Genomic DNA, 19,715 nt, shown 5'->3' with positions numbered 1-19,715 from the left:
GTCAAAGCACCTCCTCGGCGCTCGAAATGCGCTGCCAGCTGTCGTCGAGCTGGTTACGGAACCAGGTCATCTGCCGCTTGGCATATTGTCGCGTTGCCGCAGCGCCCATCTCGATCACTTCGGCCTCATCGAGTTCGCCCTTCAGAAGGGCTGCGATCTGGCTGACGCCGATCGCCTTCATGATGGGCATTTCCGACGGCAGCTCGAGCGCAAGCAGCGCCCGCGCTTCGTCGATCGCGCCGCCGGCAAGCATCAACTGGAAGCGACGGTTGATGCGGTCGTGCAGGAGCTTTCGCTCCGGCAGCACGACATATTTTGTAGCCCGGTCCGGGTCGACGATCATGGGTCCGGTCTGCTGTTGGAAGAAGCGGATCGGCTTGCCGGTGGCCTCCACCACTTCGAGCGCCCGCACGATCCGCTGGCCGTCACCGGGCTTCAGTGTCACCGCCGTTTCCGGATCCCTGGCTTCGAGGTCGCGATGCAGCGCCTCCGCCCCTTCCGCCTTCAGCCGCTCGCGCAGCCTTTCCCGTATCGCCGCCGGGATCTCCGGCATGTCCGAGAGACCACCGGTCAGCGCCTTGAAATAGAGCCCGGTGCCGCCGACAAAAACCGGCAAGCGTCCCTCGCCCTTGAGCTGAGCGACCAATGCCTGCGCTTCACGCGCCCAGGCACCGGTGGAATAGGCGGATGCCGCCGACACATGGCCGTAAAGACAGTGCTCGATGCCGCCCATGTCGGCCTCGTCCGGCCGCGCCGTCAACAGCCGCAGCGTGTCATAGACCTGCATGCTGTCGGCATTGACGACCACGCCGCCGTGTCGGCGCGCCAGTTCGACGGCAAGCGCGGACTTGCCGCTGGCGGTCGGCCCGGTTATCAGGATCGCGTCGCTCTCGGTATCAAGGTTGTTGTCCATGGCTCTCGTTGCCACGCTTATCGCCAATCCGTCAAATCCTGTTCTGACGCCAGCACTGGCGGAAGCAGCCGCTGACGCCGTCAAGGCATCCGGCCTCTACTGGCTCGCCGATGGCATCGCCTGCGATATCGCGCTGACCGACGGCACCGATCCGGATGCCGCCGAAACCCTGCTGCACGGCGTGATCGGCGATGCACCGGTCGATGTCGCCGTGCAAGACGCCGAGAGCCGCCGCAAGAAGCTGCTCATCGCCGACATGGACTCGACCATGATCGGCCAGGAATGCATCGACGAACTCGCCGCCGAAGTCGGCCTGAAAGACAAGGTGGCGGCGATCACCGCCCGCGCCATGAACGGCGAGATCGCCTTCGAGCCGGCGCTGATCGAACGCGTAGGACTTCTGAAGGGCCTGCCACTTGGCGTCGTCGACGAGGTCATCGCCAAGCGCATCACGCTGACGCCGGGCGGAAAACAACTGATCGCAACGATGAAGAGCAGGGGCCACTATACCGCGCTCGTCTCCGGCGGTTTCACCGTCTTTACCGGCCCGATCGCCGAGATGCTCGGCTTTGACGAGAACCGCGCCAATACGCTGATCGCCGAAGACGGCATCCTCACTGGCGAAGTCGCCAATCCCATCCTCGGCAAGCAGGCCAAGGTCGATTCGCTGATCGAGATCGCCGACCGCCTCGGCATCTCGACGGACGATGCCCTTGCTGTCGGCGACGGCGCCAACGATCTCGGCATGATCCAGCTTGCCGGCACCGGCGTGGCGCTGCACGCCAAGCCCGTCGTTGCCGAGCAGGCCAAGGTCCGCATCGACCACGGCGACCTCACCGCCCTTCTCTATCTGCAGGGCTATCGCAAGACGGATTTCGCCGGATGATCATTGCCGAGACTGAGCGGCTGCGCATCCGCGCCTGGAAGGAAAGCGATCGCGATCTCTTCTTCGCGATCAACAGCGATCCCAAGGTGATGGAATTCTTTCCCTTCCGCCGCAGCCGCGCGGAATCAGACGCGCTGTTCGATCGCGTCGGCAAGGGCATCGCCGAAACCGGCTTCGGCTTCTTCGCCGTGGCGCTCAAGGCCGACGACAAGCCAATCGGCTTCTGCGGCCTCGCGCTCACGGATTTGGAGCCGCACCTGCCCAAAGGAACCGTCGAAATCGGCTGGCGACTGGCTCCGCCCTACTGGGGCAAGGGCTACGTCACCGAAGCGGCCAACGCCCTGCTGCGCTACGGCTTCGAGGAAAAGGGCTTGAGCGAGGTCGTCTCCTTCGCGGTTCCCGCCAACACCCGCTCGACCGCTGTCATGCAACGGATCGGCATGCACCGCGACCCAAGTCGCGACTTCGACCACCCCCGCGTCCCAACCGATCAGCCGACCCTGGTTCGGCATGTGCTCTATGCGATCAGCGCCGAGGAATGGCGCGCGCATCGTTCAAAGGCCGGGAAATAAGCTGCCGCTTCGTGGGTTGCCCTCTCTGTCTGCCGGACATCTCTCTCCGCAGGCGGGAAGAGAGACGCCAGCCGCACTGGCACTACCCAACCACCTCTGAAGAATGGCGAGTGTTCGCCATATCTTTCCTTCTCCCCGCGTGCGGGGAGACGGTGCCGGCAGGCGGATGAGGGGCAAGCGCTCGCCGTGAGGATAAGGGCCGCCTCACCGCTTTCGCCCCGCCCCCGGGTAGCTCCGTTCGATCCAGTCGACAAAGGCTCTGGCCGCCTCCGACAGCGCCTCGAAGCGCCGCGCCACGATAAAGAACGCGCCATAGGGCACTGAGGCGTCGAACGGCTGGATCAGCCGGCCGGCGGCGATGTCGTCGCGGGCATGGTCGCGGTCGATGAGGCCGACGCCGCTGCCGCGCAGCGTCGCCTGCAGCACCATCGAGCCATCGGCGAAGATCGCGCCGCGTGCAAGCTTCACCGGCGCGGTGCCGGCCGCCGCAAACCATTGTTCCCAGAGTTGCCGGTTATCCTCATGCAACAATGGATGCTGCAACAGGTCTTCGGGTCGGTCGAGCGGCCGCCCGGCGCCGGCGAGCGCAGGCGTGATCACCGGGACCATCTCCACCTCGGCAAGAGGCCGCGTCTCCACCCGCGACCAGGAGCGCGCGGTCAAGCTGTGGCGGATGGCGATATCGGCCTCGCCGCTTCGAAACTCGGCGAGCCGCGACTCCGCATCGATCACCAGATCGATCTCCGGATGCGCCTCCTGAAATTCCTGCAAATGCGGCACCAGCCAGCAGCCGGCAAAGGATGGCTCGGCGCTGACCTTCAGCGTCTGCGACAACCGCCGCCCCGAGAGCGCGTCGAGGCTTTCGCCCACCATGTCGAAGGCAGATGTCAGCGTGCCGAGCAGCGCCTGACCATCGGCCGTCAACCGCACACCGCGGTGGAGCCTCTCAAACAGCGGCCGGCCGATCAGCTCTTCGAGCTCGCGCACCTGCCGGCTGATGGCCGCCTGCGAGACGAAAAGCTCCGATGCAGCCAGTGTGAAACTCTCCAGTCGCCCGGCCGCCTCGAAACTCCGCAACGCTGTCAGGGGCAGTCGGCCGCGCTTCATGCATAACCTCAAGTTATCCGGAGGCGACTGTAAACTCGTTTGAGGGGTGCCGGCAAGTGGAGTGAAATGCTTGCAAGAAAGGAGGTGCGGCAATGCATACGATTATCGAAATTCTGTTCGAAGCCCTCAGGCTGATGACCTTCCAGCCGGCGCGCAAGCCGTCCCCGCACCCCAGGCAAGCGAGCAAGGACTGCTGAAAGAAGGGCACCTCACCGCTTCTCGAATGCCCCTCACCCTAACCCTCTCCCCGCAAGCGGGGAGAAGGTCGCGGCAGCGGGACCGTGTCTGTGCCCATCATGAGCGCGCTGCGGCCCGTCGGCCGAACCGCAGCCTTGAATCAAAACCTGAGGACGTGGATTCAGCCTCTCAGCCCCAGAGGCGATAGCACTGAAAAGATTCAGACAATCGGCCTCGACCGAAAGCGGCGCTGCGGCATCGATCCGATGCCGCAATCGCAACTGCCGAAAGGCGCGATGCGTCCTACTCCACCCGAACGGTGACGAAGCGCAATTCGCCGGACTTGTTGGAGATCAGAAGGGCGGCGTGGCGACGGCCGCTGGATTTCAGCTCCTCGACCCGGTCGGCCACGTCGGCGGGCGTCTCCATCGCCTCCTGACCGACCTCGACGATGACGTCGCCCGCCTCTACGCGCCGCTCTGCCGCGACCGAATTCGGCGCGACCTCGGTGATGACAACGCCGTCCACGTCTTCGGCAATGCCGTATTTCTTGCGCGCCTCTTCGTTGAGCGTCGCAAGCTTCATGCCGAGCACGACGTCGGTCGCTGGAAGCGGCGCAGCCTCCGGCTTGTCAGCCTTCGACCCCTCGTCGCCGGTTGCCGCGTCGGCACTTGCAAGCGCGCCATCCTCGAGGCGTCCGAGCGTCACCTTGACTGTCTGTTCCTTGCCGTCGCGGATCACCACGACATCCACCGCCTTACCGACGGGGCTTTCGGCGACCACGCGCTTCAGGTCGCGCACCTCGCCGACCTCATGGCCGTCGAATTTGACGATGACGTCGCCGGCCTTGATCTCGCCGTGCGTGATCGGCCCGCCTTCGATGATGCCGGAGACGAGCGCGCCGCGCGGCGCGTCCATCTTCAGGCTCTCGGCGATATCGTCGTTCACCGGCTGGACGCGCACGCCGAGCCAGCCGCGACGCGTCTCGCCGAAGTCCTTGAGCTGAAGTACCACATTGGCGGCAAGTTCGGTCGGCACGGAGAAGCCGATGCCGATCGAGCCGCCCGTTGGCGAGATGATCGCCGTGTTGATGCCGATCACTTCGCCGGCCATATTGAACAGCGGCCCGCCGGAATTGCCGCGGTTGATCGCAGCGTCCGTCTGGATGAAATTGTCATAGGGGCCGGCGTTGATGTTGCGGCCGCGCGCCGAGATGATGCCGACCGAAACGGAACCGCCAAGGCCGAACGGGTTGCCGATCGCCATCACCCAGTCGCCGATGCGCATCTTGCGCGAATCCCCGAAAGGCACGGCCTTCAGCGGCGCCTTCGGCTCGACCTTCAGCAGCGCGAGATCGGTCTGTGTGTCTTTGCCCACGAGCTTCGCCTTCAGCTTGCTGCCATTGGCGAAGTTGATCTCGATGTCGTCGGCGCCCTCGATCACGTGGTTGTTGGTGACGATGTAGCCAGAGGGATCGATGACGAAGCCGGAGCCGAGCGATTCGACCGTGCGCTGGCGGTTACCGCCCTGATTGCCCTGGCCCTTGAAGAATTCGTCGAAATAGCGCTGGTAGGGCGAGCCCTCCGGCACCTGCGGCGCCGGCGCATCATCGTCGTTCTTGACCTTCTGCGAAGTCGCGATGTTGACGACGGCATCCAGCAGTCCGGCGGCCAGATCGGCGACGGAGGCCGGGCCATTGCTCGGCGGCCGGATCGCCGTGTTCTGGGCGAGCGCGGTGCTGCTGAAGGCGAGCGCGCCTGCGAGCGCCAGAACGCCGAGGGAGGCGCCAAGCGAGTGTACTCGGGATTTTGATCGCGTGGACAATTCGCTTCAGCTCCTCTGGCTGTGTGCGGTGACACCGGCACACCATAGCACTTTGATTCTTCGCATAATTCCGCCTCGACCGAAACCGCCGGCCGGGCTTATGCGGCAGATTTGACAAACGCAAGCCGCAAGACCGCGACGTCCGACTTTCCTCTGAAGATAAGGCGGAATTCGGAAGGGTCCAAACACGATTTCCTGATCCTTGCGCGCAAGGGTGCGAAAGGACGGACGTTCCCTGCCAAGCCTTTACGTCGAGGCCGGGCGTGGCTGATCAGGTGGTGAGCTCGTGACCGTGGTCTTTCAGCGCCTGGACCGCCTTGTCGAGATCGGAGCCGGCAACGAAGATGTAGTCGGTGCTGAAGGTCGAATTGGCAAAGACGCCGACGCCGGCATCCGAAAGCGGCCGGAGCACCGAGGCGAGCACGCCGGGCACGTCAAAGGCAAAATGCTGCTCGACACGGAAGCAGCGCCAGCCGAGCGAACTCTGGACGCTGGACGGCACGCGGGCGGCCCGGCAGACCAGCGTCATCTCCTCGCGCGAGCTCGACACGGTCCAGAAGCCCGGCCCCGGCAGCCATTCCGGCATGCTGGAGCCGATATTAAGGCGGGTGATGGCGTATTCGGCATCGACCAGCCGGATCAGCAGTTTATGTGGCATTTCGCATTATCCTCGAAGCAACCATACAAGTCCGACCCCGGCAGCCACGCAAACGAGCCCCGCCAGTCGAAGCTGATGTTCGGGGACATACGGCAAACGCTTCGCCATTTCCACCAAAACCAAAGGGGCCAGTGCGTACACCAGCCCCTCGATGATCAGGAAGAAAGCGAATCCTGTCAGAAAGTCTGACATCGCCCGCCTAGTTTCCGGTCGCTGCTTGAGGTGCCGCGGCCGGCGGAGTGCCTTCCGAGTTATTGAAGTAACGGAAGAATTCCGAATGCGGCGAAAGCACCAGCGTCGTGTCCGGGCTACCGATCGACTGCGTGTAAGCGGTCATGGAGCGATAGAACTCGAAGAACTTCGGATCGCGCGCAAAGGCGTCAGCAAAGGTCCTTGTGCGTTCGGCTTCGCCTTCACCGCGCAGGATTTCCGAATCGCGCTGGGCTTCGGCCACGATTTCGACGACCTGACGGTCGGCAATCGCGCGGCGGCGCTGGCCCTCTTCGTTACCGCGGGCGCGGATCAGTTCGGCTTCCGCCAGACGCTCGGCCTTCATGCGGTCGTAGGTCTGTTGCGAGACCTCCTGCGTCAGGTCGGTGCGACGGATACGGACGTCCTCGATGTTGAGGCCGAGCGACTCCGCGTCGGTTTTGAGGTCGGCGCGCACTTCGCGCATCATCGACGCACGCTCGTCCGAAAGAGCAGCCTCGAAGCCACGCAGACCGTAGACACGGCGCAGCGACGCGTCGAGACGGGTCCTGAGACGCGATTCCGCCGAGTCGCGATCGCCCGAGACCGTCTCGCGGAAGCGGCGGGGATCGGAGATCTTGTAGACGACGAAGGCATCAACTTCATAGAACTTGCCGCCCGAGACCTGGACACGGATGTTGTCGAGGTCGAAGCGCAGTGCCTGGTCTTCGACGTACTGGACGCGGTCGGCATCCATGAAGGCGAAGGGCAGCTTGAAGTAGAGGCCCGGCTGGCTCTTGACGTCCTTGATCTGACCGAAGCGAACGACGATCGCCTGCTGACGCTCGTTGACGACGAAGACCGAGGAATAGATGCCGACGAAGACGACGGCGAGCAGGATCAGGATAACGGAGGTACGATTATTGATCACTGGCCTGCTCCCGAAACTGCTGCGGCACCCGACGTCGTCGGACGACCGATTTCATTCAGCGGCAGATATGGCAGTACGCCCTGCCCGTTCTTCTCGTCGATGATGACCTTCTTCGACTTGCCGAGAACGCCCTGCATGGTTTCGAGATAGAGACGCTTGCGGGTAACGTCAGGCGCCTTGGAGTACTCGTCATAGACGGAGATGAAGCGCTGCGCCTCACCCTGTGCTTCCTTGACGACACGGTCCTTGTAGGCGGCCGCTTCTTCGCGGATCTGCGCACCCTGACCGCGTGCCTTACCGAGCACCTGGTTGGCATACTGGTTGGCTTCTTCGACGAAGCGATCCTCGTCCTGCTCGGCGCGCTGCACTTCGTCGAACGCATCGGCCACTTCGCGCGGCGGTGCGGCGTCCTCGATGGCGACCGTGTTGACGGAAACGCCGGTGCCGTAGGTGTCCATCGTTGCCTGGATCGTGCTCTTCACGTCCGCGGCGATCGCCTGACGGTTGTCACGGAAGATGTCCTGCGCCGGACGGCGACCAACGACTTCGCGCATCGCGCTTTCGGCCACCTGCTGCAGCGTGTCGGACGGGTTCTCGACGTTGAAGAGGTAAGCCTTCGGATCGGTGACCGAGTAAAGAACCGAGAACTGGACGTTGACGATGTTCTGGTCGCCGGTGAGCATCAGGCCGGAATTCGACTGGCCGCTCGAGCGCCCGCCGATGTTCTGCTGCTGCTCGGTGATCTTGACGAATTCGACGGTCTCGAATGGCCAGAAATGATAGTGCAGGCCAGGCATAGAGATCTCGTCCTTCGGCTTGCCGAAGCGCATCTCGACGCCGCGCTCGTCCGGCTGCACCGTGTAGATCGAATTGATCAGGACAAAACCGACGATCAGCAGGCCGATAATGGCGAAGACGCCACCATTGAAGCCGCCGGGAACGACGTTCTTGAGCTGGTCCTGGCCACGGCGAATGATCTCTTCCAGATCCGGAGGGCCGCCCTTGCCGCCACGCGGCCGGTTTGGCCCCTGGCCCCAGGGCCCCCCCTGATTGCCGCCGCCACCGCCGCCGCCCCATGGGCCACCGCCGCCATTCTGATTGCTCCAGGGCATCAAAACCTCTCTTTTGAATACTTCCCACGCCGAACGGCCGCGCCACCGCACGGTCGTTCATGATGTGAAACCGTTATAGGTATCACCCGCACCGCTTTCAACGCGATAGACCCGAGTTCACCGTAAATGGTTCAAAATAGTTGACGATCCGCCGCGTCAGGCTGTCGCACGCCGCTTAAAGGTGACGAAATGCATGGCGTGGCTGTCCTTTTCACCCTGCGGCAGGTCCTCTTCGAAGACCTTCTCGAAAATGCCGGGATCGATATCGGGGAAGCGCGTGTCGCCATCCACGGTCGCCTGCACCTCGGTCACATGCAAGATATCGGCACGCGCGATCGACTGGCGGTAGATCTCGCCGCCACCGATCACGCAGATCTCGTCCACGCCCGCGGCCTCCGCCTCTCGGCCGGCAAGCGCTACCGCCGCATCGAGCGACGGGACGACGCTTGCCCCTTCCGCCACAAAATCCGCGTTGCGGGTGATGACGATGTTGGCGCGGCCGGGAAGCGGACGCCCGAGCGACGCCCAGGTCTTGCGCCCCATGATCACGGGCTTGCCGATCGTCAGCGCCTTGAAGCGCTTGAGATCGGTCGAAAGCCGCCAGGGCAGATCGCCGTCGCGGCCGATGACGCCGTTGGCGGCAACGGCGACGACGATCGATATCTTCGGGTGGGTGGTCTTCGTTTCAGTCATGGAACCCGTTCGGTTTGCTGTCGATTTCTCTGGCGCGGTCATAGGCTGCCCGGTCCGTTACCACACGGATGTAGCGATCGACGACCGTGCTTTCCGGCAGGATCTTGCGCATCCACTGCAGCGCGCTTGCCAAAAGCAGATCGGCGGCACTCATCGTTTCGCCGAGCAGATAGGTCCGTCGGGTGAGCACGTCGATCACATGGGCGCACATTTCGCTGTAGAGCCGCGCCTGCGCCGGGTTGTTGATGGTCGCACCGGAAATGTGGGCAAGCGCCGTCGGCTCGATCACCCCCGCGTAATAGGCAAGCCAGGAGAGATAGGCGCCACGCTCCTTGTGGCCGGGCGGCCGGCCGAGGCTGCAATCGGGATAAAGGTCGGTGAGATACTGCACGACGGCGGCCGACTCCCAGATCACCGCGCCATTATGGATGAGCGCCGGCACCTGCTTGTGCGGATGCGGGTTGTTGTCGTCGGGCTCACCCGAGCCGTCCCAGCGGCGGATCGAGACGTAGCGGATCTCGTATTCCGCGCCCAGCTCCTCAAGCAGCCAGACGATGCGCGAGGATCGCGACAGCGGCGCATGAACGAGTGTGAGCATCGATACCTCCCTTGGACGACAGCCCTCCCCGGCCGCCCCTCACCTTGGATTGCCGGCCCCTGCGCGTGCGGGCGACCGAAGCTCCTGCCCCGCCCGAAGAGTGGCGCGGCATCGGCATCGAGAAGAATTCAGAAATGCGGACCGGCCACCCGCAGCATCAGGATATGTCAGACGGCGATCGGCGCCTTGATGGATGAATCGGCTTCGTAGCCGACGAGCGTAAAGTCTTCGAAACGGAAGGAAAAGAGATCTTTCACGTCTGGATTGATTTCCATCCGCGGCAGCGCCTTCGGCGTGCGGGTGAGCTGCAGCCGGGCCTGCTCGAAATGGTTGTGGTAGATGTGCGCGTCGCCAAGCGTGTGCACGAAATCACCCGGCTTCAGGCCCGTCACCTGCGCCACCATCATCGTCAAGAGCGCATAGGAAGCGATGTTGAAGGGCACGCCGAGGAAGATGTCGGCCGAGCGCTGGTAGAGCTGGCAGGAGAGCTTGCCGTCGGAGACGTAGAACTGGAAAAGGCAATGGCAGGGCGGCAGCGCCATCTCGTCAACGAGCGCCGGGTTCCAGGCCGAGACGATGTGGCGGCGGGAATTCGGGTTGGTCTTCAGGCTCTCGACGAGGCCGGCAATCTGGTCGATATGGCGCCCGTCCGGCGCCGGCCAGGAGCGCCACTGGTAGCCATAGACCGGGCCGAGGTCGCCGTTCTCGTCTGCCCATTCGTCCCAGATGGTGACGCCGTTTTCCTTGAGATAGCGGATGTTGGTGTCGCCCTTCAAAAACCACAGCAGCTCATGGATGATGGAGCGCAGGTGCAGCTTCTTGGTCGTCAGCACCGGGAAGCCCTCGGAGAGGTCGAAGCGCATCTGGTGGCCGAAGACTGAGCGCGTGCCCGTTCCCGTCCGGTCGCCGCGGTCGGATCCGTTGGTCATCACATGGTCGAGAAGGTCGAGATATTGCTGCATGGTCTGGCGCCGCCGATTCGTACTTTCGCTAAATTTAGGACGAAGCCGGCGGCGAACCAATGACCACGGGACGATTATCCCGGATAATTCGGCGGGGAGCTACAAGGTCTGTAGCTTGCCGAGGTTCTTGGCCACCAGATAGTAGAAGGTGACGCGCGATTTCGACCGGTCCGCCGACATCGCCTTGACGGTGGCGTCGATCGCGCCGTCCGCATCGGCGCCGCTGATGCCGAGCTTCTTCTCGCACCATTTCTCCTTGACCCGCTCGAGCTCCTTGGGATCCGACGCCGAAACGAGCGAGGAATCCCGGTTGCGAAGCGCAATGCCAAGGTGACGCACGATCTTGTTCACGATCGCCTCGTCGGCGCCGCTGTCGTATTTCTGCACATCTGCGAGGTAGTCCGTCATGAGGCCTCCAGCTTGCTTTGCTTTTCGAAACTGCGGCCGGAGATTGCCGGCCGCATGGCAGCAGCGGGAGTTTTTCATGGATGCCGGTCAAGTCAAGGCGGTTCGGCACCGGGCAGTCCGGGAGAAAGTCATATATCCGACACATCCCCCTTTTCTTGGGGCCCGGAAAGACCTATATGAACTCTGCCGTCTTCGGGCGGCTATGGCAATAAACGGGCGATGAAATAAACCCATTGGACCCGGGGGCGGTACCCGGCGCCTCCACCAAAAACCGATCAGAATCGATCGGCTTTTAATGGGGGCGAAATAGGATCGACAAGGGCGTAAAGATCGACTTTTTGCTCGGCATTGTACCACCGTTATCGGGCTAAACTTATAGTTGCAAACGACAACTATGCTGAAGCACGTCTCGCTGCTTAATCGCGGTGCGACACTTCAAATCAAGTCCTTCCGGGTAGCACCGTAAGGCGGGGTCCGAAGGCACCTGGCAACAGAAGCCTTCACCTTCTCCCCCGCTTCGAAATGGTCTATAGATGCTTGAATAATTGACTCGTCTGCTTCAGACGGGCAATGAAAAGCCGACGGCTTGACCTCCAAGCCGACAGCAGACAGTAGATTGAGTTCGAGGAAAGACGGGACGCTCATGGGCCAGGACCACATCCGCTACGACATTCTGGCACAGGACGCACTGCGCAGCGTCATCCGAAAGGTCCTGACGGAGGTTGCCACCACCGGTCACTTGCCGGGAGAGCATCACTTCTTCATCACCTTTCTGACCGGCGCGCCGGGCGTGCGCATCTCGCAGCACCTGAAAGCCAAGTATCCCGAACAGATGACCATCGTGGTCCAGCACCAGTTCTGGGAGCTGAAAGTCACCGAAATCGGCTTCGAAATCGGCCTCTCCTTCTCCGACACGCCCGAACGGCTGGTGATCCCGTTCAACGCCATCCGTGGCTTCTACGACCCGTCGGTCAATTTCGAACTGGAGTTCGACGTGGCGGCCGGCGAGGAAGAAGAACAGGAATCGGCGGAGATCACCGCCTATCCCGTTCCGGAAGAAAATGCCGAGACCTCGGCCAAGGACGACAAGCCCACCGAGCCGAAGAATGGCGGCGGCTCCGTCGTCTCGCTCGATTCCTTCCGCAAGAAGAACTGATCCGAGGAGCCGAGGCTCATGACCGGAGACGTCGTCAATCTGCGCCAGTTCCGCAAGCGTCGCGAGCGCACGGAAAAGGACAAGCAGGCCGAGCAGAACCGCATCTCCTTCGGCCGCACCAAGGCCGAGAAATCCCTGACGAAAGCGCTGAACGACAAGGCGGAGACCCGCCTTGACCAGGGCCGCATCGAGCGCCCTGCCGAAGGCGACGTCGACAAGGACTGAGCCCGCAAAAGTGATTCCGGAGCAAGGACTTGCGGCAGCTTCCGGACTCGAAATGCCAATTCCTTGAATCAGTCTCTAAGGCCGGGCGATGATCCGTAAGCATTCCGCAACGCTCCACGGCCATCGCACCAGCTTCTCGCTCGAAGACGCCTTCTGGCAGGAGCTGAAGACGATCGCGGAAACGCGGGCGGTGCCGCTTGCCCAGCTGATCGCCGAAATCGACGACCAGCGCACGCCCGACAGCAACCTCTCCTCGGCACTGCGCGTCCATGTGCTCGAATGGCTGAAATCGCAACGCTCGACGCTCTTGCCCGACGAGACCTGAGCTCCCGCCGTCGATGGCCAGCGCGGCCAGAATTCGCGGCCAGAATTCGCCCAAGGCCTGTCACGTCAAAGGGCTAGTCGCGAGACATTGAGCCCTTGTTCTCACGCCGTTGCCGCACGAGCGCTGTACAGTGTCGGGCGACAGGCATTGGCGGATCCAAGGCAACTGTGTGGCCGATGCAACAGCGCGCGGCATTTGGCATGCCCCGCTTCGCCGTTTCCGGCCAAAACAGTTGTATTCGAATAAACTTATATAACAATGCCCACATCGGGAGGCGGCAACTTTCCGCTGCCCTTGTGTTCGAGAGTCTGTAGTGCGCAATTCCAGACGGGCCCGTCTCTCGTTTCAGGGATTGTCTCAAGCGGGAGGCGTTTCATGAGTATCCCTACACGACTGGGCCTCACGGCCTGCCTTGGCCTGTTGTTCGCCCTGCCGACCCACGCGGCCGACATCACGCCGCTGATGGCGCCCGCGGCCCCCGTGGAAGAAACCGAGAGCGGCTGGCAATTCACCTTCGCGCCCTATTTCTGGATGGCGGGCCTCTCCGGCGACACAGCGCAATTCGGGCTCCCGACCGTTCACATCGACTCCAGCTTCAGCGACATCTGGAGCAATCTCGACTTCGCCGCCATGGCCACCGTCGAAGCGCGCAAGGACCGCTTCAGCGTCTTTGGTGACTTGATCTATACGAAGCTCTCCGGCGACGGCAAAGCGCGCGGCGTCTTCACCGATACGGTCGATGTGGAATCGGAGACCTTCGCTGGCCTCATCGGCGTCGGTTACACGGTGTTTGAGGATCAGAACTCGCATCTCGACGTGGTCGGCGGCGCCAGGATCTGGTCGGTCAACACCACCATATCCTTTCAGGGCGGCCCGCTCGACGGTATCAGCCGCGATGACCGCAAGACTTGGGTCGACGGCATGGTGGGTGTGCGCGGCAACTACTTCTTCACCCCGGAGATCTACCTGACCGGCTGGGGCCTGGTCGGCGCCGGCGGCGCCGACATCGACTGGGACGTCGGCCTTGGCCTCGGCTACCGTTTCAACGACACGATCTCGGCGATCGCCGGTTATCGTGCGCTGGGCGTCAACTACGACAATGACGGCTTCATCTTCGACGTGGTCCAGCAAGGTCCAATCCTCGGACTGTCCATCCGCTTCTGAAGGCAAGGCGCGCCTGGACACCGGCAAGCGATCCGCCGCCGGCCCAACGGCCGGTGGCAAGACGCGTCCGTCGTTATCGCACCAGCCGGATCGCGCCGGGATTGTTGATGGTGGTGTTGGCCAGCACCGCCTTGCAATCAAGCTTGAAGCTGCTGTTGCCGATCATGGTGATTTCCTGGGCGACGATGCGCACGCATTCACCGCCGGTCGATCCGTTGCCGGCATACTGGATCTCGCGCGACGCCGGCATGTAGATGATGCCGGCGAGCGACGAGGCGCTGTTGCCGTTGATGGTGGCGCTGGCCGTGTTGTTGCGCCCGGCGACGATCGAGAAGCCGGCCCAGTCGCCGGTCGTCGGCGCGCTGACCTGGAAGGTCGCCCCGCCGTGAATGTCGAGCTGGGCGCCGTTCAAGAGGAAGAAGGTTACCCCTTCGGCGCTCACCACCGACTGGCTGGTGAACTTCAGGCTACCGCCGTCGATGATGTAGTTGCCGGGTCTCAGAAGAACCTTGCCCTTGATTTCGAGATCGCCATAGGTGCCAGGCTTCAGCTCGACGCGGTAGGTGTCGGGCGCGTTGTTCGGCGTCTTGCCGGTGCCGTTGCAGTCGCCGTTGCCGCCACCGCCGCCGACGAAATTCTGCCCGCAGCCGGCAAGGCTCACCCAGCCTGCCGTGGTCGGCATCTTCTTCGACCGGAAGGGGTCGGCAATTGGCGTCACCTCCTCTACCGCCTTGCCGCAGGCAAGCTGCAGGTTGGCGAGCGTCGCGGACACCTTGCCGGCGGCGTAGAGACACTCGGCCTTGAGCGTGGCCGAGCCGCTGAGGTAGATCGACTGCGCGTCGGTCGAGTTCGACGTGATCGTACAGCCGGATGTGTCGACGCTCGCCCCGCCGCTGACCTCGAAGGCCCGGCTCGCCGTCGGGTGCAGCGCCAGAATGCAGGCCTCTCTCCCGGGCATGCGCGCGGCAACACTTTCCCGGTCGATCGTATAGGGCTGCAGCCCGAAGAAGAGCGGATTGTATTTCAACGCGTAGGCCGCGGTCGCCGTGGTCTCGACGCCGGCGGCGCCGAAGGCGATCTGCACCGGCGTGGCCGCCACCGCCACACCGCTCTCCGGGCCGAGCTGATCGACGATCTCCGGCTGGCCGAAATTCGCAAAGAAGACGTTGTTGGCGAGATCCCTGGCACTGGCCTCGGTCTCGCCCTCGCCGTAGGATTTGACCGCCGAGAAGGCAGCGGCATCGAGCGCCGTCTGCATCTTCGCGGCCTCGAGATTGATCCGCGCCAGGTTGATGGCGATCGACGCGGCACTCAACAACGGCACAGCTATCAGCGCGGTCAGAACGGTAAAGTTGCCGCGCTCGTCCGCAAAGATACGGGCGGCTCTCTTCCTCAAATTGTAGCGCATCTCTGATCGTTGCCCCCTCAGCAGACGGCGACGCGCCGCTCGGGTCAATCCGGAGCGATCGACGTCGTCCTTCCCATGCGCCGATTAAAGACGCGGCCCGCAAGCCGCACCCCCTGCCCCATCCAACGCAAATTGCTAATTTAGCGATCAATAGTGGAGGATGTGCTTCAGAATTCGTTAAAACTCTGCCGATCCCGTTCGCGCGCCACGATGCGCCGGAAACCAAGAGAATGCCCGCCCGATAAAGGCATGTTCGAAATCTGAAGCCAGAGCATGTCGCGCAAAAGCGCGCAGTGGTCTTGGGATAACGACATGCGAAAAATCAAAAGCGCAGAGAGCGAAGCTGAAAGATCGCGACGCTCTTCAGGGCACACAAGCCAAGGATGGGATCATGGCCGGATGCGAAATTGGAAGCGCATCTCCGGCCCCGAAAGCCAGGGAGCGTCGTGCTCCGGCATAGTCGCCGGCTACTGTACGGTAACGTCGGGCAGGACGTCGAAGTTGAGCCTCTGTCCGGGAGGGGTGCCGGTGGCACCGTCCGGTACGGTCTGGGGGGTCGGTCCCGTCTGCGGGATCGGCTGGCCCTGTCCGGCGCTGCGCGCTGCCTCTGCCGCCCGACGCGCGGCTTCCGCCTGTCGCTCCGCTTCGGCCTTGCGTTCGGCCTCTGCTCGCGCGTCTGCTTCCGCCTTGAGGCGGGCGGCCTCGGCAGCGCCGGCTGCGCGCCGGCGTTCCTCGGCAACGGCGCGTTTGCGCTCCAGTTCTCTTGCCTCCGCCCGCGCCTTGTAAAGCGCAAGTTCGCGGCGCAGACGCTGCTTCTCCAGCACGTTCGCCTGCAGGATCTCGACCCGCCGGCGCTCGCGCTCGAAGGCGCGAAGCGACAGGAAGTTCGCGAGATCGGCAACGTTGAGATCGACGCCCGGTGCTTCCAGCAGGCCGGCATAGCCGATGCGCACACGCGGCTCGGCACCGGCAAGCGCCTCGTCACCCGGCCGGAAGGTCAGATCGATGCCGGCGTCGATCCGGCCCGCCGCAAGGTCCAGCGAAGCTTCGCCGGTCATCGCGGCATTGCCGTCGCCAGCCGTCACGTTCTGCGCCCGGAGCACCCCGCCGGCGATGCTGAAGGGTGCCTTGACGACGCCGACCAGCGATTGACCCGAGAAGATCGTCGCCTCCGCCGCACTCCTGATCGCGTCCGCCGAGATCTGCGTCTTCAGCGCATCGGCTGCCGCGATCAGCTGCGGCAGAGCTGCGCTGTTGATGCCGGCGAGCGTCATGCCGTTGAAGGTTGTGGTACCCGAACCGCTTGCCGAATGCGCCATCGCCTCGGGCGTCGCACCCGATGCCTCAAGTGCTACCGAAAGATCGAAAGTCCCGGTCGCGACCGGCGTGCCCGCATGAGCCCAGCCCGCCTGGGCAAGGTCGCCGCCCTTGACGTCCAGGCGCGAGCGCAGGAAGCCCGAGCCATTGGCATTGCCGATCTGCACCCGCCCGGCGAGCTTGCCGCCCAGCCAGTCGCCGGCCGCATCGGTCAGCGCAATCTCGTCGCCCTTCCATTCCATCTTGCCGGCAAAGCTCGTGACTGCGCCATAGACGCCCGGCCAGAATTTCTGCGCCTGCACGTCCAGTGCCACGTTGAGCCCGGTCCAGGCAGGCTGCGCCAGAGCCCCCTTTGAGAAGGCCCCGTTCGTATCCTCGATCGGTCCGAGGACGCCCTCGCCGAGCCAGGCGAGATCGAGCGTGTCGAGCGTCAGCTGGCCGCTGGCCGCCCCCGGGGTCTTGCGGTCGATCGTCAGATTGCCGGTAAAGCCGTTGTGGTCGGCCTTGCCCTCGACAGTGGTCAGCGCAATTGTTTCGGGCGTCGTCGCGATATCGGCAGAGACGGTCAGCGGCAGGCCGCTGCCCATCTGCGGCAAGGCCACGCCCTGGAGCAGAAGATAGGGCTCCAGGTCCTGGGTCTGCAGCGTCACCTTCGCCTGACCTTCGAGGAAATGATCGCGGGAAAGATCGACGCTGCCCTTGGCGGCGAGCGACGTCTTCTCGGTCGTAAAGGTCACCGTGCCGTTCGCCGTCGGTCCGTCGGTGCTTTGCAGCTTGACGGAGAGAATGCCGTTGGCATCCGCATCGAAGGGCAAGGGATCGAAACCCGTTTGGCCGAGCAGGAGCCGCGTCTCGGGATTTTCGAGCGTCGCTTCCAAAAGCATGGCCTTGCCGGTCAGCGCCTGCGCCATGTCGGGCGCCTGGTAGCTGGCGGCGATCTTGGTACCGTTCGCGGTCCCGAAGATGCCGAAGGTCGCGGGCGCGTTGCCTTCCTTGTTGCCGGCCGTCAGCGTCACGTCGAAGGCCGTGTCGCTGTAATAGGGACCGGCCTTGATCAACTGCCGGAGCGCTGGATGATTGACCGCGTGGCGGCCAATCATTTCCAGGAACGGCGTCAGGTTCTTGGCGGCAAGCTTCATCTTGGCCGAGACGACGGGCTTTTCGAGGTCGCCGCTGGCCCGACCGGAAAAGGCGAGCTGTGCGCCGGCGAGCGAGCCGATTGCCACGCGTTCGGCCTGGAGCTGGCCGTTCTTCAGTGTCAGCACCGCCTGCACGTCCTGCGCTTGCTCGCCGAAGGCGGAAAACTCGTCAGCCGAAAGATCGGCTGCAATCGCATGCTGCAGCAAGGTGTCGGTGGAAGCGTCGCCAGCCACCAGCCCGGTCAGCGCCTGCAAGGCTTCGAAGTCGATGCGGTTACCTTTCAGCTGCAGCGAGAGGTTCGGTTGCTGGTCGGCGAAGGACTGTCGCTCCAGTCGCCCCTTGAGGCTCGCCTCGTCGGCCGCCACTTCGAGGTTCTCGAACTGCTGCAATGTATCGGTGAGGTTCACCTTGGCGGAAAAGCCGGCGGTCCTCAGCTTGCGGATCGCCGGATCGACCGAGCCCGCCAGCCAGTTGGCAAGGCCGGAAGGCTGGTTGGAGGCCAGCAGAAGGTCGCCGCGGAAGGTGCGCTGTCCCTTGAGGTTCAGCCGCCCCTTGGCTTCGAGCTGCGTGCGCCCCGGCAGCAGCGCCACGACATTGTCGATCACCCAGCCGGCGCCATCGGGCTGTACGTCGATCCGCACGTCGCGGACCGTCGTATCGCCGACGACGATCGCCGGCAGCTTCAGGCTGGCGCGGCCGGGCACCTGCGGGATGGGAATTTCGGCGGCGATCGCCAGCATGGCTTCGAGCCGCTGGCGCATCGAGATCGCCGGATCGCGGCCGGTCTTGTTGTTGCGGCTCGGGCCGATGCGGCTGACGTCGATCTGCTGGCCGTCGGCGATCAGCAGGAACTTCTGGTCCTTGCCGGTATCGAGCGTTGCCTCGCCGGTGACCACATAGGGATCATCCGACGGGCCGATTTCGAAGCGATATTCCGGGACGCGGATGCTCTCGTTGGTCAGCTGGAAGTTGCCGTTGATGCGCAGCGGCGCCCGCCCATCCGCATCCTTCGTCTCGGCCTGCGGGCGGTTCTCCGTCAGCGTGAAGCGGCCGCTATAGACCGGCCTGAAATCGACGATGCGCAGCGAACCGTCGGTCTCGACGCCGAAGGGACGCTTGTCGGGCGTTACCCGCGCCTTCAGGCTGAGCGTACCCGCCTCGTCCACTTCGTTGCTGGTAAAGGAGAAACTGCCGGCTTCGCCATCGAGCGCGGCGCGCCCCTCAACCTTCCAGGGCCCGGCGAGCGTGCGGGCCGAAATGTCTGCGGCAAGGCCGCTCACGCGGCGGGTGCGGCCGGTCTGTTCGTCGACGAATTCGACCTGGCCATTGGTGATCTCGACATTTTCAAGCACGACGGTCTTGGCCGGGATCGAGGCCCGGCGGCCCCTCGCCCAGTCGAGCGTACCGTCGGGCAACAGGCGCACCTTGGCCCGCGGACGATCGAGCTTCATGTCGAAGATCAATGCCTCGCCGCTCAGGAACGGCGCAAGCTCGGCGCTCATCGAGAACTGCGCCACCTGGATCAGCGGGTCGCCGTCCTCGGCGGCGCCGACGCGCACGTCGTTGAGCGTCACGGTTGGGAATGGGATCAGCCGCGCATCGACGCTGCCATGCACGACGACGGGCTTGCCCATGATGCGGCTTGCCTCGCGCTCGAACTCCTTGCGGAAACCCGTCCAGTCGATGAACCACGGGGCGATCAGCGCCGCAAAGAGCGCAACGACCACAAGTCCGCCGACGGCAAGAAGAATTCGCGAAAGCACCGTGCCTATATTCCCATTCCGTTCATCGGCGCATCCGCGCCGCAAATCGATTTAAGCGCCAGAAACCGGCGCCCGGCTGCAGCGCCGCTGATGGCGCCGTAGCATCCTTGATTTGCCGCATAATTCCCTAGGGGTCGATTCCGACTTTGAGAATTATGCAGTATCACACTTTGTCGCCGGCGCATTG

Annotated in this window: 19 protein-coding genes and 1 other RNA gene; 7 read left to right on the top strand and 13 right to left on the bottom strand. The window is 63.6% G+C overall.

Features of this window, described 5'->3' with window-relative positions:
- Position 1: 1 nt before the first annotated feature.
- Positions 2 to 913, bottom strand: coding sequence for a tRNA (adenosine(37)-N6)-dimethylallyltransferase MiaA (gene miaA, locus ASE71_RS20420; RefSeq protein ID WP_060515968.1), 912 nt, complete (start codon positions 911 to 913; stop codon positions 2 to 4).
- On the opposite strand from miaA, the gene serB reads away from it, so the two are divergent.
- Both serB and ASE71_RS20410 read left to right on the top strand, forming a co-directional pair.
- A complete protein-coding gene (gene serB / locus ASE71_RS20415; RefSeq protein WP_060515967.1) occupies positions 912 to 1,799 on the top strand; it encodes a phosphoserine phosphatase SerB in 888 nt (295 codons plus the stop codon). The two genes, miaA and serB, sit on opposite strands and share 2 nt — an antisense overlap.
- Positions 1,796 to 2,371 (top strand): GNAT family N-acetyltransferase, encoded by a 576-nt coding sequence (locus ASE71_RS20410; RefSeq protein ID WP_060515966.1) that lies wholly within the window; start codon positions 1,796 to 1,798, stop codon positions 2,369 to 2,371. The genes serB and ASE71_RS20410 overlap by 4 nt, the downstream gene beginning before the upstream one ends.
- A 204-nt stretch (positions 2,372 to 2,575) precedes the next feature.
- Here the strand turns inward: ASE71_RS20410 and ASE71_RS20405 are convergent, their stop codons facing one another.
- The 10 genes from ASE71_RS20405 to ASE71_RS20360 form a co-directional block, all read right to left on the bottom strand.
- Entirely contained in the window at positions 2,576 to 3,478 is a 903-nt protein-coding gene (locus tag ASE71_RS20405; RefSeq protein WP_060515965.1) for a LysR substrate-binding domain-containing protein, read from the bottom strand.
- 480 nt (positions 3,479 to 3,958) lie between these two features.
- Positions 3,959 to 5,479 (bottom strand): DegQ family serine endoprotease, encoded by a 1,521-nt coding sequence (locus tag ASE71_RS20400; RefSeq protein WP_060515964.1) that lies wholly within the window; start codon positions 5,477 to 5,479, stop codon positions 3,959 to 3,961.
- Between the two features lie 271 nt (positions 5,480 to 5,750).
- On the bottom strand, positions 5,751 to 6,137 hold the full coding sequence (locus tag ASE71_RS20395; RefSeq protein ID WP_034792627.1) for an ACT domain-containing protein: 387 nt from the start codon (positions 6,135 to 6,137) through the stop codon (positions 5,751 to 5,753).
- Positions 6,138 to 6,143: 6 nt separating this feature from the next.
- Positions 6,144 to 6,329: a DUF2065 domain-containing protein gene (locus ASE71_RS20390; protein WP_034792618.1), complete on the bottom strand. Its 186-nt coding sequence runs from the start codon at positions 6,327 to 6,329 to the stop codon at positions 6,144 to 6,146.
- Positions 6,330 to 6,336: 7 nt separating this feature from the next.
- On the bottom strand, positions 6,337 to 7,257 hold the full coding sequence (gene hflC / locus ASE71_RS20385) for a protease modulator HflC (protein ID WP_060515963.1): 921 nt from the start codon (positions 7,255 to 7,257) through the stop codon (positions 6,337 to 6,339).
- Positions 7,254 to 8,369, bottom strand: coding sequence for an FtsH protease activity modulator HflK (hflK, locus tag ASE71_RS20380; RefSeq protein WP_060515962.1), 1,116 nt, complete (start codon positions 8,367 to 8,369; stop codon positions 7,254 to 7,256). Before hflK ends, hflC begins: the two co-directional genes overlap by 4 nt.
- A 156-nt stretch (positions 8,370 to 8,525) precedes the next feature.
- Positions 8,526 to 9,062 carry a dihydrofolate reductase gene (locus ASE71_RS20375; RefSeq protein ID WP_034792608.1) on the bottom strand — a complete coding sequence of 179 codons (537 nt, stop codon included), beginning with the start codon at positions 9,060 to 9,062 and terminating at the stop codon, positions 8,526 to 8,528.
- Complete coding sequence (locus tag ASE71_RS20370; protein ID WP_060515961.1) at positions 9,055 to 9,660, bottom strand: glutathione S-transferase; 606 nt, start codon at positions 9,658 to 9,660, stop codon at positions 9,055 to 9,057. The genes ASE71_RS20375 and ASE71_RS20370 overlap by 8 nt, the downstream gene beginning before the upstream one ends.
- A gap of 167 nt (positions 9,661 to 9,827) precedes the next feature.
- Positions 9,828 to 10,622 carry a thymidylate synthase gene (locus ASE71_RS20365; RefSeq protein WP_060515960.1) on the bottom strand — a complete coding sequence of 265 codons (795 nt, stop codon included), beginning with the start codon at positions 10,620 to 10,622 and terminating at the stop codon, positions 9,828 to 9,830.
- Between the two features lie 99 nt (positions 10,623 to 10,721).
- Positions 10,722 to 11,030, bottom strand: coding sequence for a DUF2853 family protein (locus ASE71_RS20360; RefSeq protein WP_060515959.1), 309 nt, complete (start codon positions 11,028 to 11,030; stop codon positions 10,722 to 10,724).
- A gap of 146 nt (positions 11,031 to 11,176) precedes the next feature.
- On the opposite strand from ASE71_RS20360, the gene ssrA reads away from it, so the two are divergent.
- From ssrA to ASE71_RS20335, 5 genes are all read left to right on the top strand, one after another.
- Positions 11,177 to 11,535: a transfer-messenger RNA gene (gene ssrA / locus ASE71_RS20355) on the top strand.
- 138 nt (positions 11,536 to 11,673) lie between these two features.
- The gene (locus tag ASE71_RS20350; RefSeq protein ID WP_034792598.1) at positions 11,674 to 12,186 is read left to right on the top strand and encodes an SspB family protein; all 513 of its coding nucleotides are present in this window, start codon (positions 11,674 to 11,676) and stop codon (positions 12,184 to 12,186) included.
- A gap of 18 nt (positions 12,187 to 12,204) precedes the next feature.
- Entirely contained in the window at positions 12,205 to 12,411 is a 207-nt protein-coding gene (locus ASE71_RS20345; protein ID WP_034792596.1) for a DUF4169 family protein, read from the top strand.
- An 88-nt stretch (positions 12,412 to 12,499) separates the two neighbouring features.
- A complete protein-coding gene (locus tag ASE71_RS20340) occupies positions 12,500 to 12,736 on the top strand; it encodes a ribbon-helix-helix domain-containing protein (RefSeq protein ID WP_034792594.1) in 237 nt (78 codons plus the stop codon).
- A gap of 375 nt (positions 12,737 to 13,111) precedes the next feature.
- On the top strand, positions 13,112 to 13,900 hold the full coding sequence (locus ASE71_RS20335; RefSeq protein ID WP_034792592.1) for a hypothetical protein: 789 nt from the start codon (positions 13,112 to 13,114) through the stop codon (positions 13,898 to 13,900).
- 73 nt (positions 13,901 to 13,973) lie between these two features.
- Here ASE71_RS20335 and ASE71_RS20330 read toward each other — a convergent pair whose 3' ends face one another.
- Both ASE71_RS20330 and ASE71_RS20325 read right to left on the bottom strand, forming a co-directional pair.
- Complete coding sequence (locus tag ASE71_RS20330) at positions 13,974 to 15,308, bottom strand: TadE/TadG family type IV pilus assembly protein (protein WP_060515958.1); 1,335 nt, start codon at positions 15,306 to 15,308, stop codon at positions 13,974 to 13,976.
- A 467-nt stretch (positions 15,309 to 15,775) separates the two neighbouring features.
- Positions 15,776 to 19,492 carry an AsmA-like C-terminal region-containing protein gene (locus ASE71_RS20325; RefSeq protein ID WP_060516171.1) on the bottom strand — a complete coding sequence of 1,239 codons (3,717 nt, stop codon included), beginning with the start codon at positions 19,490 to 19,492 and terminating at the stop codon, positions 15,776 to 15,778.
- Between the last annotated feature and the right edge of the window lie 223 nt (positions 19,493 to 19,715).

Origin of the sequence: Ensifer sp. Root954, assembly GCF_001429005.1 — a bacterium.
Taxonomy (GTDB): domain Bacteria; phylum Pseudomonadota; class Alphaproteobacteria; order Rhizobiales; family Rhizobiaceae; genus Ensifer; species Ensifer adhaerens.
This window is presented reverse-complemented; position numbering and strand designations above follow the sequence as displayed.

Coding starts and splice junctions, on each gene's coding strand:
- ASE71_RS20410 (WP_060515966.1), top strand. CDS start 1,796: ATGATCATTGCCGAGACTGAGCGGCTGCGCATCCGCGCCTGGAAGGAA.
- ASE71_RS20375 (WP_034792608.1), bottom strand. CDS start 9,062: ATGACTGAAACGAAGACCACCCACCCGAAGATATCGATCGTCGTCGCC.
- ASE71_RS20390 (WP_034792618.1), bottom strand. CDS start 6,329: ATGTCAGACTTTCTGACAGGATTCGCTTTCTTCCTGATCATCGAGGGG.
- ASE71_RS20330 (WP_060515958.1), bottom strand. CDS start 15,308: ATGCGCTACAATTTGAGGAAGAGAGCCGCCCGTATCTTTGCGGACGAG.
- ASE71_RS20405 (WP_060515965.1), bottom strand. CDS start 3,478: ATGAAGCGCGGCCGACTGCCCCTGACAGCGTTGCGGAGTTTCGAGGCG.
- ASE71_RS20365 (WP_060515960.1), bottom strand. CDS start 10,622: ATGCAGCAATATCTCGACCTTCTCGACCATGTGATGACCAACGGATCC.
- miaA (WP_060515968.1), bottom strand. CDS start 913: ATGGACAACAACCTTGATACCGAGAGCGACGCGATCCTGATAACCGGG.
- ASE71_RS20360 (WP_060515959.1), bottom strand. CDS start 11,030: ATGACGGACTACCTCGCAGATGTGCAGAAATACGACAGCGGCGCCGAC.
- ASE71_RS20335 (WP_034792592.1), top strand. CDS start 13,112: ATGAGTATCCCTACACGACTGGGCCTCACGGCCTGCCTTGGCCTGTTG.
- ASE71_RS20345 (WP_034792596.1), top strand. CDS start 12,205: ATGACCGGAGACGTCGTCAATCTGCGCCAGTTCCGCAAGCGTCGCGAG.
- hflK (WP_060515962.1), bottom strand. CDS start 8,369: ATGCCCTGGAGCAATCAGAATGGCGGCGGTGGCCCATGGGGCGGCGGC.
- ASE71_RS20370 (WP_060515961.1), bottom strand. CDS start 9,660: ATGCTCACACTCGTTCATGCGCCGCTGTCGCGATCCTCGCGCATCGTC.
- ASE71_RS20395 (WP_034792627.1), bottom strand. CDS start 6,137: ATGCCACATAAACTGCTGATCCGGCTGGTCGATGCCGAATACGCCATC.
- ASE71_RS20350 (WP_034792598.1), top strand. CDS start 11,674: ATGGGCCAGGACCACATCCGCTACGACATTCTGGCACAGGACGCACTG.
- ASE71_RS20340 (WP_034792594.1), top strand. CDS start 12,500: ATGATCCGTAAGCATTCCGCAACGCTCCACGGCCATCGCACCAGCTTC.
- serB (WP_060515967.1), top strand. CDS start 912: ATGGCTCTCGTTGCCACGCTTATCGCCAATCCGTCAAATCCTGTTCTG.